We start from the raw sequence: 13,953 nt of genomic DNA on the forward strand, positions 1-13,953 counted from the left end.
GAAGCCTGGCGCTGCTTTTTTTGCTTCCGGATTAACTACGGCCACAAGCTGTACCTCCTTTATAGAAGGATGCAGTCTGCATCCTTCCTCTTTTATAGGTGATTATTGATTCTTTTTGTAGTCATCATAATATTTCTGCATGATTTCAAGATTTTCCGGCAAACCTGTTTTTTCCACATTTTCTAAATAAGCGTCCCACTCTTTTTCAATTCCGCCTTTTGTAATCCATTGCGAATATTTCGCCATCGCTAGATTCATTAGGTTTGTATTGTTAAGACTTAGCTTGGAGTTGTCTTCTTTGCTGTATTTAATAAACATGCTAGGAAGAACATCATTTTCCACATCAATAGCATCAAGTGCCGGCTGCAGAGGCTCTGTTTGCTTGCCGACTGACTGCATATCTGTGCCAAGCTCCAGCTTAATATCATCTGCCACATACATTGGTCCGTTGTCTGCCCATGTTGTTGTCCATTTCCAAGTGCCTGGATCCATGTTCGCATCCTTAGGCGGCAAAACTTTGTAGCTTCCGTCTGCATTTTCCTCAATATTAGTTCCGAGTGAACCGAACAGAACCTGCATGCTCACTTTAGGATCGTACAGCTCATTAATAAATTTCAATGCAGCTTCTTTATTCTTCGACTGGGAAGATAAAGTAATCATGTTAACACCGTAATTAAGACCGTTATAGTCGTAATCCCATGACACTTGCTCATTAGCATCTGCTGTTACCTGCAATGGCGCCATAGAAGCATACTGTGGTGCCAGCTCATTTCCGAATCTGTCTGTCACTTTCCAGCCAAACGTATATCCAACTCTAGCTGTCTCTTTATCGCCTCGGGCAACAGATTGGTATTTCGTATAGTCTTGTGTGAATACTTCTTTGTTGATTAAGCCTTCTGCATAGCATTTATGCAAAAACTCAACAAGCTCCCTATAGCGCTCGTCTGTCAGGAAGTTCTTCACTTTGCCGTCTTCTGCATAGTAGCCTGCACCGCTGGCATCTGTCAGTGTAATGCCAAAGCTTCCTAAGAGGACTGTCGGCTGAAAGAATCCAAATCCAGTTGTACCTGTAGGTGAAAAGTCTAACGGGATTTCATCGTTTTTGTCGCCATTACCGTTCGCATCTTCATCTTTGAATGCTTTTAGGACTATATATAATTCATCCCAATTTGTCGGCATTTCCAAGCCGAGATTATCGAGCCAATCTTGGTTGATGAATTGCCTTGTCGCAGTTCCCGGCCAGAATCGCTGATATTTTGGAAGTCCGTAAATTTGCCCGTCAAGCTGTGTCGCTATCGCTTTTGTTTCCGGCTTTGCATCAAACATTGCCTTTACGTTCGGCAGACTGGAGTCAACGTCATCAGATAAGTCCTCAAACAATCCTGGAAATTGAACATAATCAGCGTCTGTAATTGCATTAGGACCGATGATCAAGTCTGGTACATCACCGCCGGCAAGCAGTGCGCCCTTCTTCTGATCCCAATCTGCTGTTACTTCCTGCCATTTAATATCAATACCGAGGCGTTCTTCAACATCTTGAAGCCATTCAATTTTATTCACATCCTGTGTTAATGGATGCTTTGTTATAAGTGCTGTAAGCTGCGGCTTCCCATCCTTTGTGACGGCTGCTTCTTCCTCTTTGTTTGAACAGCCTACTAAAACAAGAGCGGCAAGTGATGCTGCAAGAAAACCATACCCTAATCTTTTCATCTTGTTTTCCCCCACTAATAAATTTTTTGGCGTTTGAACAAACAGCTAAAGCGGTTCTATGTTTTACCTCCTTTTTTAAGATTAATATTTATATGTAAAATGTGAACGTACACGAAAAACCATGTCCATTCTACATATACAATCACCAGTGCTAATAACATACTTTCAAAAAAAATGATAGGTAACAGAGAACGTGAATAAAGTGAAGGTTAAAATTGTGAACGTACACGAATTGAAAAAAGAGAAGAGGCATGAACTTACATGAGACTAAGATGAGTAATTTCTTGTGGGTAAGGGCTTTATGTTGAGTTAATGATAACGCTTTCTTTTTTGAGCGTCAATATGCTTTTATCGCAATCTTTCCGCCATTTTCCCAGCAAATCTGGCAAAAAAACACTGACTTGCTACTAAATGTTTACAATTATCTGGTGCTCTGCCTTTATTTCTTGTCGAAGTTTCAAAGAAAGAGCCATTTTTTGTGGTATTAAACTTATAAAAAAGGGACTGCAAAAAAAGCTGTGCGAAAAACTCTTTTTAGCCCCTTTCTAGCTTGTTAACGATTGCTTTTCATGTAGTCCAACGTTATTTTTATGCCCTGTTTGTAAGAGGTTCTCGCAAGCGGGCCAATTTGTTCTTCATATTTTTTACCGCTTAATAGTACTGGCTGTTCGTACAGATACATCATTTCAATCAATTCCTTCATGAACGGATTAAACAAAGCCATGAACTTAATCATTGTTTTTGATACAGTTCTAAAATTTTTGCTGTAATTCCATTCCGTTTGTAGGAGTTCTTTCATTTCATTGCCTGTTATTGGGGACACGCCGGGAATATTCCAATTCTGATTGTAAGCATTCTCCCGTAAGGCAAGCTCTATCATTGCCTTTGCCCCGTCTTCTGTAAACAGAAATTCCTTTGCTAGTGAAGGAGAGCCGATAAAATTGGCGGTTTTATTTAAGGCAACGTTTTTTAATGTTTCATTAAGCACTGTATTTCCCGCATTTGGTCCGTAGAAATCCGGCATATGAACGATCAGATATGGCACACCGCTCGTCTTGATTACATTCTCCATCTCCAGACGAATACTGCCTTTTTTCGTATGCGGTTCTTTTTTCGCAGCCTCATCTATCGGACTGTCTGTTTGCCTGCCGTAAGCGTAGATGTTATCAACAAGTGCAAATTTAGCTTCTTGACCTTTTGCTGCTCTCAGCATGTTTTTTAGTGCGAGCGGATGTGTCGTCTCCCATTCTTGATAAGGGAAGCTAATAGCATGGAACAACACATCAGCACCGTCTGCTGCATGAATGATATCTTTCTCCAATAAAGCATCCCCTGCTCGCACCGCTACACCTGGCATATTGTTAAATAGTTCTTTAAGCTTTTGCTCGCCTCTGGCAAAGGCAATTACTTCAATATTTCTGCGTCTAAGCTCTTGTACGAGTGCATACCCCATTCCACCTGTTGCTCCTGCTACTAACGCTTTTTTCATGCCCTTCTCTCCCTTAACCGTTTTATTAACCACTGGTCAATTAAAAGTAAAAAAATTGTTTTAGCTCATGGAAGAGCTAAAACTATGCATGACTTTCCAAGCCTTGTATAAGGAATTGCACATGATATTCTGCAGCCGTTTTTGCTTCTGCAAATCCACCGACAACACCGTGATAATGGGAAACAAAGCCATGAAGTGACAAAAATGCAGACCAGATCCCGCTCAACTTTAGCCTGTTGGCTGAAAGAGCTTGAATAGCCTTAGCAAACTTTTCATAAGAAAGATTGGCAGCTTCCCGTGATAAACTGTCCACTTCCCTCTCCCGCTGCATAAACATCATTTCATATTGACTTTGATTGTCGAGGCCAAATTCAATAAATCTGAGCATCAGCTTGTGCAGCTTTTTCATATCTTGTTCCTTTCCATGTAACGTTTCCTCAATAAGCTGATTTAATACAGCAAACCCTTCATCGACTATTGCATAAAAAAGCTCTGCCTTATTTTTAAAATGATAGTAGATAGCACCGTGACTGCAGGCAAGCTCCTTTGCAATGCTGCGCATGGAAACTTCTTGATAACCTTTTTCCACAAACAGGCTCCTTGCCTTTTGCACGATAATATCCCTCGTTAATTCTTGTGTTCCTGCTTTTCTGGGCGACATATGCTGCTCCTTTTATTGACCATTGGTTAATAAGATTATAACACATCTTCCTGTTTTTACAATAATCGGTAAAAAATTATATTGCTGTCTTTTCACCTCTGCTGTACGAATTTCCACCTGTTTAACATCGGAAGCGGCACGGAAAGCACGCTTCAGCTTTTCTGATAGCAATTGGCGTGAATTACTGGTTTATCCATTCCTTCGTTTTCCATTTGACAAACAATTGCTTATTTATAGAAGTTAACTTCCTTTTTTGAAACCTTTGCTGCGAACTTTTTTGATGCTGTCTTTTATTAGCCATTGAATGCGTAAAATTATTTTCAAGCTGCTTCCTTCCTTTTCCAGCATGATTTCTGCTGCTTTCCTAATATTACATGTAAGACTTTTTTAGAAGCCTTCTTGATTACGAACGTTTGTTCTGATATATTAAACACTATAAGGAGATGATTTTCATGATACGAGACAGAGGGGCGATTAAATGGACAGCAATGATGCTGCCAGAGCATGTCCAAAGCGTTAAAGAAGCGCTGGCAGAAGATAAGAAACTAACCCAGCCTATCCTCGACGAGGACCAGATCCGCGAAATGGAGCTGCTTATCCTTGAAAGCATGGAACACGGCTGGAGCCTTCATTGTGAGGTTTTCAAAAATGGTGAAATCCGGCATGTCAGCGGCCATGTCGTATATATTGATCATCTGAAACAGGAAATTCGCATACAGGATGATTCAGACAATATTCATCCGATTCCTTTCCGCAGCTTAGTAAACATTCAAAAAGATTAAAAAAGGAGATGCTTTCGTGTGTTTGATTATACTCAATTTCCAAACCGCTCGATTCTGTGCGTGGATATGAAAAGCTTTTACGCAAGCATTATCGCCGTTCATGAAGGCTTGGACCCCCTCACCTGCCATCTTGCAGTTGTCGGTAATACAGATCGCACAGGCAGTGTCGTCCTCGCAGCATCTCCTGCCATGAAACGAGATTTCAAAATTAAAACCGGCTCCAGGCTTTTCGAGATACCTGACGATCCAAAAATTAAAATTTTTAATCCGCGCATGGGCTTGTTTGTCCGTGTATCAACAGAGATTACGAAGCTGTTCTTCCGATATGTTCCGCCATCAGCCGTTCATACATACTCTGTGGACGAAAGCTTTCTGGATGTAACCGGCCTTGAGAAAATTTGGGGCACACCAGAGGAAATAGCGAGGCAAATCCAGCAGGATATCCTTTTAGATTTCGGCTTGCCGTCAACGATTGGCATCGGCCCTAACATGCTGATGGCAAAGCTTTGCCTTGATTTGGCTGCAAAAAAGACAGCGAACGGCATTGCAAGCTGGACGTATGAAGACATTCCGGAAAAGCTGTGGCCTGTTTCCCCGCTCCGGGAAATGTGGGGCATTGGCAGCCGTGTGGAAAAAACACTGCACAGTATGGGGATATTTTCTGTCGGTCAGCTTGCCCGCTATGATTTGGCCTTGTTGGAGAAAAAATTTGGCATAATGGGCAATCAGCTCTACCACCATGCTTGGGGAATTGATTTATCCGAAGTCGGTGCACCGATTATGCAGGGCCAGATCAGCTACGGAAAAAGCCAAGTTCTGCTGCGCGACTATAAGGATGAGAGCGAAATTAAATCGGTCATTCTGGAAATATGTGAAGAGGTGGCAAAAAGAGCGAGGGCACACCACCATGCAGGAAGAACTATCAGCTTTAGCCTGGCCTACAGCAAAGAGGAGTTCGGCGGCGGATTCCATCGGTCGCGGACAATTGACAAGCCGACTAATATCACGATGGATATATACCGTGTCTGCTTGGAGCTGATGCGGGAGAACTATAATGGCCAGACTGTGCGGCAAATCTCCCTTTCTCTTGGAAAGCTCGAGAAGGATACAGAGGTTCAGCTCGATTTATTTGATACAAACAGCTGGAAAAAGAGAAAAATCGGCTATGTGGTTGACAGTATCCGCAATCGTTACGGTCCTGCCTCCCTGCTGCGTGCTGTTTCCTACACCTCTGGCGGGACTGCCAAACATCGAGCCAAGCTTCTTGGCGGCCATATAAAATAAAGGAATTGCCTGTTCGCTTAGCGAAAATAACAAAATGGCAAAGTCTTTAAAAGGAGGTACCCTTGCTATGTTCCTAAAAAAAATCTCACTTCTGGCAGACAGCATGCCAAAAAGCAGCTATCCCTTTTCCATCCCAGCCCTTAAAAATTTACGGGAATTAAAATTAACCAATAAAGTAACCTTCTTTATCGGCGAGAATGGCTCAGGCAAATCGACATTGCTCGAAGCGATCGCCGATAAATGCGGCTTTCATACAGCAGGAGGCGGGAAAAACAATTATTATGAAGTGCATTCTGCTAACTCTGATTTAGGTGACTATATTCGGTTATCTTGGATGCCTAAAATTACAAACGGCTTTTTTCTGCGCGCTGAATCCTTTTACCATTTCGCGACATATCAAGATGAACTGGAAAGTGACAAATTAACGCGTACTAACTACCGGGCTTACGGCGGCAAATCTTTGCTTGAGCAATCACATGGCGAATCCTTTTTAGCTCTTTTTCAAAACCGCTTTAACGGGCAGGCCATCTATTTACTCGATGAGCCCGAAGCTGCGCTTTCACCGCAAAGACAATTAGCCTTTATCCGTATTCTTTATGATTTGGCTGAGTATGAAGATTGTCAGTTTATCATTGCTACACACTCCCCTATCCTGCTTGGATACCCAAACGCATCCATCCTAAGCTTCGACGATGGCGAAATAAAAGAAATACAGTATGAAGACACAGACCATTACCAGTTAACAAAGTATTTTTTACAGCACCGAGAAAGGATGCTAAGTGAACTGCTCAAAGACGATGAATAATCATCATTACCCTTAATGGATATTCTTCTAGAAATAGGAAAATATAAGAATATCTTCATCTACACAAGGAGTCATTTATGATTGGTATGCTAGCTGCCATTATTCTTTTTAATGCTGTCGTCTATTTTATAAAAAAGCGTTTAACCTGGAACCAAATTTTGCATATATGGATGTTTACCATCGTGTTCCAGTTGATTTTTGATGTATATATTGATTTGAAATACCATGCCTATTGGTATTTGTCAAAAGGGATTGACTGGCTGGCAATTCCCCAGCTATTTTTATTGGTGCCTCCTGTTAATATTATTTTTTTGAATTATTATCCATTCAAAAAAAAGCTAAAATCAAAAGCTGTTTACATTGCAGTTTGGGCTTGTGCCATAGTCTTGTATGAACTAGTGACATTGCTGCCAGAGCCTTGGGGCTATTTTCATTATGGCTGGTGGAAGATATGGTACTCCATTTTGTTAGATCCTTTTCTGCTCATCATCGTAGTCAAATACTACAAATTTATTTGCCGTTTGGAAGCAAAAGCAGAAAAACATGCACCAACTTAAAAATGAGTATAATTTCTCAGTTGAAGAAAAAAAACATTTACAAAAAATTAATATGTGATAAAAGTCACCCCTTAGGAATCCAGGAGCTGCATGCGTTTTCCTTGACATTTCTTCGTATAATGATAGAATCGACTTGGGCAAATTTTACGAAAGTAAAAGACGCAAAGCCACGGGCCTAAAGCAAAAGCAATGGCAGCCGGGTTGCAGATAAAGAATGTGAGGCCGCGAAAATTAAGGATAGAAATCCCTGATTACGCAGCCTATTAAAGAACGACACTTCCTGTCTAATTTGCCTTAATAAATTAGAAAAGAGGAGAAGTATGTTTTATCCAACTGTTCTTAATGAAAAAACCAGCCTTCGACATATCGTGAAAGATAGGCAGTATTGCATGTGCGGTTCTAAGTATAATCCATATGCAACACTTGAAAAACGTGATTTTAAACGGATTGAATTTAAGCAGGAGCATGAAATTTCTTGCCCTAGCTGTAAAAGAATGTCTCATTAAGTGTAAAAAGGGAGCTGATGTCAGCTCCCTTTTCCTAATTTATGCAAAAAAAAAAGAGCATCTTAACGAATGCCCATAACGCTTATATACTCTCTAAAAAAAACGCGTAAATCCTTTTCCTCATTGTGCAGTTCATAACTTTCCAATCTCAGTTTGGCTAATTCTTGCTGCAGGCTCTTGTTGGTTGAATCATGCTGGAGCTGTTTTATAATTAAAATCGACTTGGCCTTTGTTTCAAATTGGGCTTTAGCCAATAACTTCATTTCGTTGATAAAAGAGTCTTCTTTTAACATTTAAACACCTCCTATATATTCACTTCGACATTTGCTATTCATTTCCTTTTTTTTTCGCAAAAGTATCTTTTTTTCTTCCATCATTTTTTAGTACTTTAAACCCATAACATTTTTTTGTAATACAGGAAAAAAATACCTTAGCAACTACTTTCATAAGAGCTACAATAAAAATACAAACATAGACATGCTTAAAATATTTTTAAGGAGGATTTCTATGATTAAATCTTTTATTTGCTATATGCGCAGGTATCACAAATTCGACTATTATAATGATAGATGCAAAACTTGCGGAAAACTTAGAAAGCATCCTTAAAAATACAGAGCCTTTATAAGCTCTTTTTTTTTACAAAAAATTAGTAGAAAACAATGTTTAGTGGGGCCGGCGCTAGGGAAAAATGGGATAAATGATACTTATGAGAGGTGTTAATATGTCTTCCTTGAGACTCTTAAGTAATCAATCCTTGCTTCTCGCCTATCGGCATGCCCTTCGTTTACAGCTTGATCCAGCATTTACAATAATGCTTAAACAGGAAATAAAAAGGCGAAGACTTATCCGTATCGTCTATAAAGAAAACGAGAAATTTCTCTCTGAGCAACCTAAAAAAGGGAAAATCTAAGAAGCAGGAATTGGTGAAATGAATCAAGCTTTTAAAAAAAGAATAAAATTACGAAAATCAGCCCATACTATAAACAGGACTTGTAGCTCAACGGATAGAGCGACCAGGTTGTTCTAACATGAGAACAGCTTAGCGTATTTTGCGGGTTCAAATCCCGCCAAGTCCTATTTCCCTCCAATATACTCTCCACACTCCTATAGGTGATACAATGTCTATTCCTTAGTGCTAACCGGTATTTTCCAAACAACAAAGCGCTGTCAGTGGTGGATAATTAAAGAAAATATCGCCATTTTGACTGGCTATCCTTGTCGGCACAGTTTTTACCTTCTATTTTACATATAAAAATTGTCTCTTTACTTAGTGACAAACTTAATTGTCGGTGCTGGACTTTTTTTGCTTTAAGCAAAAGGTATGAACACTTTATCAATTGGTGAATATTCTTTCATTTGGTGTACATGTCATGACGACTGTAGTCGCTGTTCTAATTTATCTTTACCAAAGATGGCAAAGTGAAAGAACGGAAAGAAAACGCCTCCTAAACGAGGCGTTTTTTTTGTATATTTCCTACGATTGCGCCATTGCCCGGGAAATCTGCAAGACTTTTCAGATTATTTTTCTATTAATACAGTTTTAGCTTGGTTAGAACGGATAGAGAGAGAGAAACTATTGTCATATATAGAAAGCAAAGATTCAATATTTTCATTTAATTGACAGAGCCAGGCTTGTTTCAGGCTAGCGGCGTTGAAGCTGACAGAAATTTCGCCTTCGGTTGCAGCAGGGTTATACATCCGCACTATGAAACCGTTGCAGTTTTCTGCTTTTTTTAATGTACTTAACACCTCCGTTCCAGTTCCCTTTTCCTGAAGCAAACTGAAGCATAATGGCGTTTGCTTGTGTGACGAGTTAAGCTTCATCGCATGATAAGGAATTTTATTATATGTTTCAATAGGGGTTCTGAATTCTTTAGAGATTCTTGCTGTATATTGTGTGCCTTTACTGATGGAAATAGCAAATTCGACGTTAAGAATGCCTTGCATTTGCGAATCAGGTGTAGGAAGCTTGATTCCTGAAGGGCGTCCTGGCCTTCTTACTAAATTCTCCTTGCCAAGGTAACCAACACTGCGTAAGAGCGTTAAAGCAATCGTGTCAAAATGGTCTCCTATAATTTCATATTCTCTAATGCTGTTTGTAATAGCGCTAACCGTATAATGCTTATCATACAGGCTTACATAGGACAGCATTGGATAAATCGCATCAGGCCGCTCATCCCAATCTTCTTCCTCCCAGCTGTGCATCGCTGGATCGCTAACACCTCTTTTAATAGACCCAAACTGATTATCTGCAACAGAAAAAGCAGCAGCAATCTTTGTAGGAATTAACGTCCGTAAACGATAATCCTTTGCCTGATTATTAATTTCTCCAGACACTTTGATTATTTGCTGATCAGTAGGGATGATTATTTTCCAAGTTATCTCTGTGAGTGAGCTGTTTATATGCTTTTTTCTGTCCTCAGCGTCTTTTGGAACAGCGATTTTGACTTTCATATCTATTCGCGCTTCTAAGTCATTTTGGGAAATCGCATAAGAAGTGACAGCATGATGATGAACAACAGGCTCCTCTGCAAACACAGGAGAATAATCATACTCATCTCCATCATCGCCGGACGTTTCTAAAAGCAGCACATTACAAAATGTTCTGTCCATACTCTTATCATAAATAGTCAACGTCCCATTGAGATTAACGGTAATTCGATAAAATGGTGTTTCAACAGTATCCTTCTCAACGAAGGATACTTCTTTTTCTTTGTCCATTGGTACAACAAAAAAAGTTTTGTAGCCCATAGACGGAATAGTTGACTTAAATTGAATATGATAACGCCAAAAGGGTTCATAGTTTCCGTAATGAACAAGCTGCCTGTCAATCAAGCCAGGGTCCACCATTTCTTTAGCTATCATTTCAAACGGCACCTCATAACCATCTGCATCTTCTAAAATAAAGGAGCGATGTATCGTTGTAATCACTGCATTTACCGTATCATGTCTGCTATAAGGAAGAAGATTAAAGGCTGTGAGCAAATCCTCCTCTCGGTCTGTATCAATAGAATCAGTAATTTTCCGCTTATAGAACTCTATCAATCTGTCTGTCTTTTCTTCTGCCAGCAAAAAACGATTTTTTATTTCGGCATGAACTTTGTCAGAACAGCAGCAGCCAATACTGTCATGAGCATGATTTTTCAAGATTTCTTTCCAAATCAACTCGATTAAGCCATGATGATATTCAAATCCTAAAGAATAAGCGATAGCTGCTAATGGCTCAAGAATATCGACTAGCTTATTTTCAATTCGGGTATTGGCCGCCTTTATATCCATTCTGCTTGAATAAATGCTGCGATGAACTCGCATGTATTTGCCATCAAGCAACTCACCTTTTATAGTCGGCAAATGCTGCGGTAAATCTGCAAAACTATCTTGATAGCTGCTTAATAAAAACTGTCGATCTGGATAGATTTCTTTCAAGTTCTCGATAACTTGAAAGATATTTTTCTGGATTGGCATCTGGTCATGGCCATTTGGCAAAATAACACTCCCATTCGTGCTGCCTTTGTCCAATATTGGCAAATATTTATCCATTCTTTCGCGGAGTGCCACCTTGTTTTCTGGCAAATATTTGCCGATTGCATATCCTAACGGCAGCAGCTGAACAAGTACTTTGGAGCCTTCATCACTTTCCCAGTAAAATTCAGTTTTATCCGTTCCGTGCCGTTCAGAAGCTCCTCTCCAAAAAATAAAATGCTTCATATCAAAGCCATTTAATAGCTGCGGCATTTGCGATGACTGGCCAAAGGAATCAGGCAAATAACCGATCATCATTGCCTGGCCAAAGGCAGCACAATCCTTTAAGCCGTAAAGTAAATTACGGACAATCGACTCTGCTCCAACAATCATTTCATCTGTTTGTGTATACCAAGGTCCAATGAACAGCTTCCCCTTTTGCACAAGCGTTGTTATTCTGTTGCGGTTTTCTGGTTTTGCTGCTAAATAATCTTCTAAAATAGCTGTTTGGCCATCTAGCAGAAATGCTGGATAATCTGGGTTGTTTTCGAGCATTTCGAAAATTTCCTCCATATTGTTTACAAGCAAGATCCGCGATTCTTCTGTTGAGAAATACCACTCTCGATCCCAGTGCATATGTGGGATAATATGTACTTTCTTCATCTTTCCCCTCCTGTTTCTTTGCTGAGTTTTCTTTGCCTGCTGATGATTAAAAGTGCTGTTGAAATACATGCTCCAACACATGCTGCGCCAAGCCAAATAAAACCAGCCATAAAGATTGATTTTCCTTGCAATAAGGCTAGAGAGAAAATCCCTGCTCCAGGGACGTTCAAGCCAATTTGCGAGCTGGCTACAATGGCGCCGGTAACTGCGGAACCAGCGATTAAGGACGGGATAACCCGAAGAGGATCGTTCATCATAAACGGAATCGCTCCTTCTGTAATCCCTGCTAATCCAAGGAGCCATGTTTGTTTGCCGATTTCCCGTTCTTGCTGATTAAAGAATTTCTTGCCAATAATAGTAGCTGCCGTTACAGCGAAGGCAGAAACCATTTTAACGGAAGCAAACGCTGCATAAGGAATAAAGTTGCCACTTGCCATCGCACCAATACAAAATGTGTAAGCAGCTTTATTGACAGGACCTCCCAGATCAAACGAAACCATCGCACCAATGATGGCCCCTAAAATAATGGCATTTGCGCCAGATAAATCTTCCAGCCAAGCATTGAGAGCTTGATTCAGCCATGCTAAAGGCTCGCCAACTACAAACAGCATGACAGCGCCAACGATTAATGTTCCTGCAACTGGATAAACCCAAAAACTAATAAAGCCAGCAAATATTCCATTCGTTTTAAATCTGTGCTTAAACCATTTGAGCAAAAATCCTGCCAGAAATCCGCCCAGCATTCCGCCTAAAAACCCGCTGCCAATTAAATTAGCTGCAATTCCCGCAGCAAAGCCTGGGGCAAGTCCCGGTTTATCCGCGATAGAATAGGCCATATACGCTGATAAAATCGGAATCATCAGCTGCCCGAGCATTCCGCCGCCAAGCTGCCTTAACAGCCACAGCCATGAGCCTTCAAGCTCATATACATCCTGTAATCCAAATGCTTGTGCTATTAATACAGCAGCAGCCAAGGTCATTCCTCCTGCGACAATAACAGGTATGATATAAGAAATACCTGTCAGGATGGAGTCTTTTACCTCTGTTTTAAAGGATTTGTTATCTGAGCTATCACTGTCGTCTGTCTGCGCATAACTATTATTTTCTGCTGGCTGCCGTTCTGCTATGTTAATGGCTTTAGTGATGATTGCAGAGGCATTTTTCAGAGGTGCAGCAACATTTGTCTTCACTTTAGGCAAATGGCTGTAGCGCTGCTCGTCTTTAATAGCCACATCGTTTGCAAAAATCACCGCATCTGCTCTATTTAAATGAGCATTCGTATGCTTGTCTTCCACACCATTGGCACCTTGCTTCTCAACCAGCACAGCAACACCCAGCTCCTTGCCTGCCTGTATTAATGCCTCTGCTGCCATATACGTATGAGCCATGCCTGCTGGACACGCAGTAACCGCTAAAATCGTTTTGCTAGTCCCCGGTAGTTCAAAAGATTTTTGCTCGTCCGTGTTATCAAGCTGCTGCCATAACTCAACAGGGCTTGCCGCATTCAATAACCGGTGTTTATAGTCGTTATCAAATAAACGTTTCATAAACTCAGAAAGTAATGTTAGATGAGTAGAACCTGCTTTATCTTCTGGAATCGCCAGCATAATAACCAATTTTACTTCATGGTCTGGATTGACACTTTCCCAATCCAATAACGGCACTTTAACTGTAGCAATTGCAAAAGCTGCTTCTTTTACAGCTGTTGATTTTCCGTGCGGGATTGCAATGCCCCCCTCAAAACCTGTCGGTGACAATTGTTCCCGCTCCAGCACAGAATTAAGAAATTCTTGTTCAGAATATAGCTTTCCTTCCTTGTAGAGCAAATTCGTCAAAAACTCAATTGCCTGCTGCTTCGTTGCAAAATTTTTGTCGGTACACAATAAGCGGACAGATGTTAAGTCTCTTAACTTCATAGAACTAACCTCCTTTTTTGAAATCGATTTCATTTTTTCGGTTTAATACTAACAAAAAAAACAAGAAGAGCAGCTTTTCTTCTTGTTTTTACACAAATAAAAATTGTTTATGGAATTT

At 40.4% G+C, this 13,953-nt stretch carries 11 protein-coding genes, 1 tRNA gene and 1 riboswitch; of the genes, 6 read left to right on the forward strand and 6 right to left on the reverse strand.

The window, feature by feature from the left end:
• Positions 1 to 102 precede the first annotated feature (102 nt).
• The 3 genes from M3600_RS19410 to M3600_RS19420 all read right to left on the reverse strand — a co-directional run bounded on the left by M3600_RS19410 (position 103) and on the right by M3600_RS19420 (position 3,860).
• Positions 103 to 1,710 (reverse strand): extracellular solute-binding protein, encoded by a 1,608-nt coding sequence (locus tag M3600_RS19410; RefSeq protein ID WP_251647133.1) that lies wholly within the window; start codon positions 1,708 to 1,710, stop codon positions 103 to 105.
• Positions 1,711 to 2,263: 553 nt separating this feature from the next.
• Positions 2,264 to 3,199 carry an NAD(P)H-binding protein gene (locus M3600_RS19415; RefSeq protein WP_233314204.1) on the reverse strand — a complete coding sequence of 312 codons (936 nt, stop codon included), beginning with the start codon at positions 3,197 to 3,199 and terminating at the stop codon, positions 2,264 to 2,266.
• Between the two features lie 82 nt (positions 3,200 to 3,281).
• The gene (locus M3600_RS19420; RefSeq protein ID WP_251647135.1) at positions 3,282 to 3,860 is read right to left on the reverse strand and encodes a TetR/AcrR family transcriptional regulator; all 579 of its coding nucleotides are present in this window, start codon (positions 3,858 to 3,860) and stop codon (positions 3,282 to 3,284) included.
• 452 nt (positions 3,861 to 4,312) lie between these two features.
• Between M3600_RS19420 and M3600_RS19425 the strand changes: the two genes are divergently transcribed.
• The 4 genes from M3600_RS19425 to M3600_RS19440 all read left to right on the forward strand — a co-directional run bounded on the left by M3600_RS19425 (position 4,313) and on the right by M3600_RS19440 (position 7,288).
• Complete coding sequence (locus tag M3600_RS19425) at positions 4,313 to 4,642, forward strand: YolD-like family protein (RefSeq protein WP_233314206.1); 330 nt, start codon at positions 4,313 to 4,315, stop codon at positions 4,640 to 4,642.
• Positions 4,643 to 4,708: 66 nt separating this feature from the next.
• Positions 4,709 to 5,926, forward strand: a complete 1,218-nt coding sequence (locus M3600_RS19430) for a Y-family DNA polymerase (protein ID WP_285854821.1) — start codon at positions 4,709 to 4,711, stop codon at positions 5,924 to 5,926.
• A 67-nt stretch (positions 5,927 to 5,993) separates the two neighbouring features.
• Positions 5,994 to 6,731, forward strand: coding sequence for an AAA family ATPase (locus M3600_RS19435; protein WP_233314208.1), 738 nt, complete (start codon positions 5,994 to 5,996; stop codon positions 6,729 to 6,731).
• A 77-nt stretch (positions 6,732 to 6,808) separates the two neighbouring features.
• Positions 6,809 to 7,288 carry a hypothetical protein gene (locus M3600_RS19440; RefSeq protein ID WP_233314209.1) on the forward strand — a complete coding sequence of 160 codons (480 nt, stop codon included), beginning with the start codon at positions 6,809 to 6,811 and terminating at the stop codon, positions 7,286 to 7,288.
• Between the two features lie 126 nt (positions 7,289 to 7,414).
• Positions 7,415 to 7,497: riboswitch (cyclic di-GMP riboswitch) on the forward strand.
• Positions 7,498 to 7,856: 359 nt separating this feature from the next.
• Here the strand turns inward: M3600_RS19440 and M3600_RS19445 are convergent.
• Positions 7,857 to 8,087: a hypothetical protein gene (locus M3600_RS19445; protein WP_233314210.1), complete on the reverse strand. Its 231-nt coding sequence runs from the start codon at positions 8,085 to 8,087 to the stop codon at positions 7,857 to 7,859.
• Between the two features lie 428 nt (positions 8,088 to 8,515).
• Here M3600_RS19445 and sda point away from each other — a divergent pair, with 428 nt between their 5' ends.
• Positions 8,516 to 8,704, forward strand: coding sequence for a sporulation histidine kinase inhibitor Sda (gene sda, locus M3600_RS19450; protein ID WP_248574479.1), 189 nt, complete (start codon positions 8,516 to 8,518; stop codon positions 8,702 to 8,704).
• 76 nt (positions 8,705 to 8,780) lie between these two features.
• Positions 8,781 to 8,870 (forward strand) — tRNA-OTHER (locus M3600_RS19455).
• A 442-nt stretch (positions 8,871 to 9,312) separates the two neighbouring features.
• Here the strand turns inward: M3600_RS19455 and mngB are convergent.
• Together mngB and mngA are read right to left on the reverse strand one after the other, a co-directional pair.
• Positions 9,313 to 11,919 (reverse strand): mannosylglycerate hydrolase, encoded by a 2,607-nt coding sequence (mngB, locus tag M3600_RS19460; protein ID WP_251647139.1) that lies wholly within the window; start codon positions 11,917 to 11,919, stop codon positions 9,313 to 9,315.
• On the reverse strand, positions 11,916 to 13,835 hold the full coding sequence (mngA, locus tag M3600_RS19465; RefSeq protein WP_251647141.1) for a PTS 2-O-a-mannosyl-D-glycerate transporter subunit IIABC: 1,920 nt from the start codon (positions 13,833 to 13,835) through the stop codon (positions 11,916 to 11,918). The genes mngB and mngA overlap by 4 nt, the downstream gene beginning before the upstream one ends.
• Positions 13,836 to 13,953: the final 118 nt, after the last annotated feature.

The organism is Niallia sp. MER 6 (assembly GCF_023714395.1).
Lineage (GTDB): Bacteria > Bacillota > Bacilli > Bacillales > Cytobacillaceae > Niallia.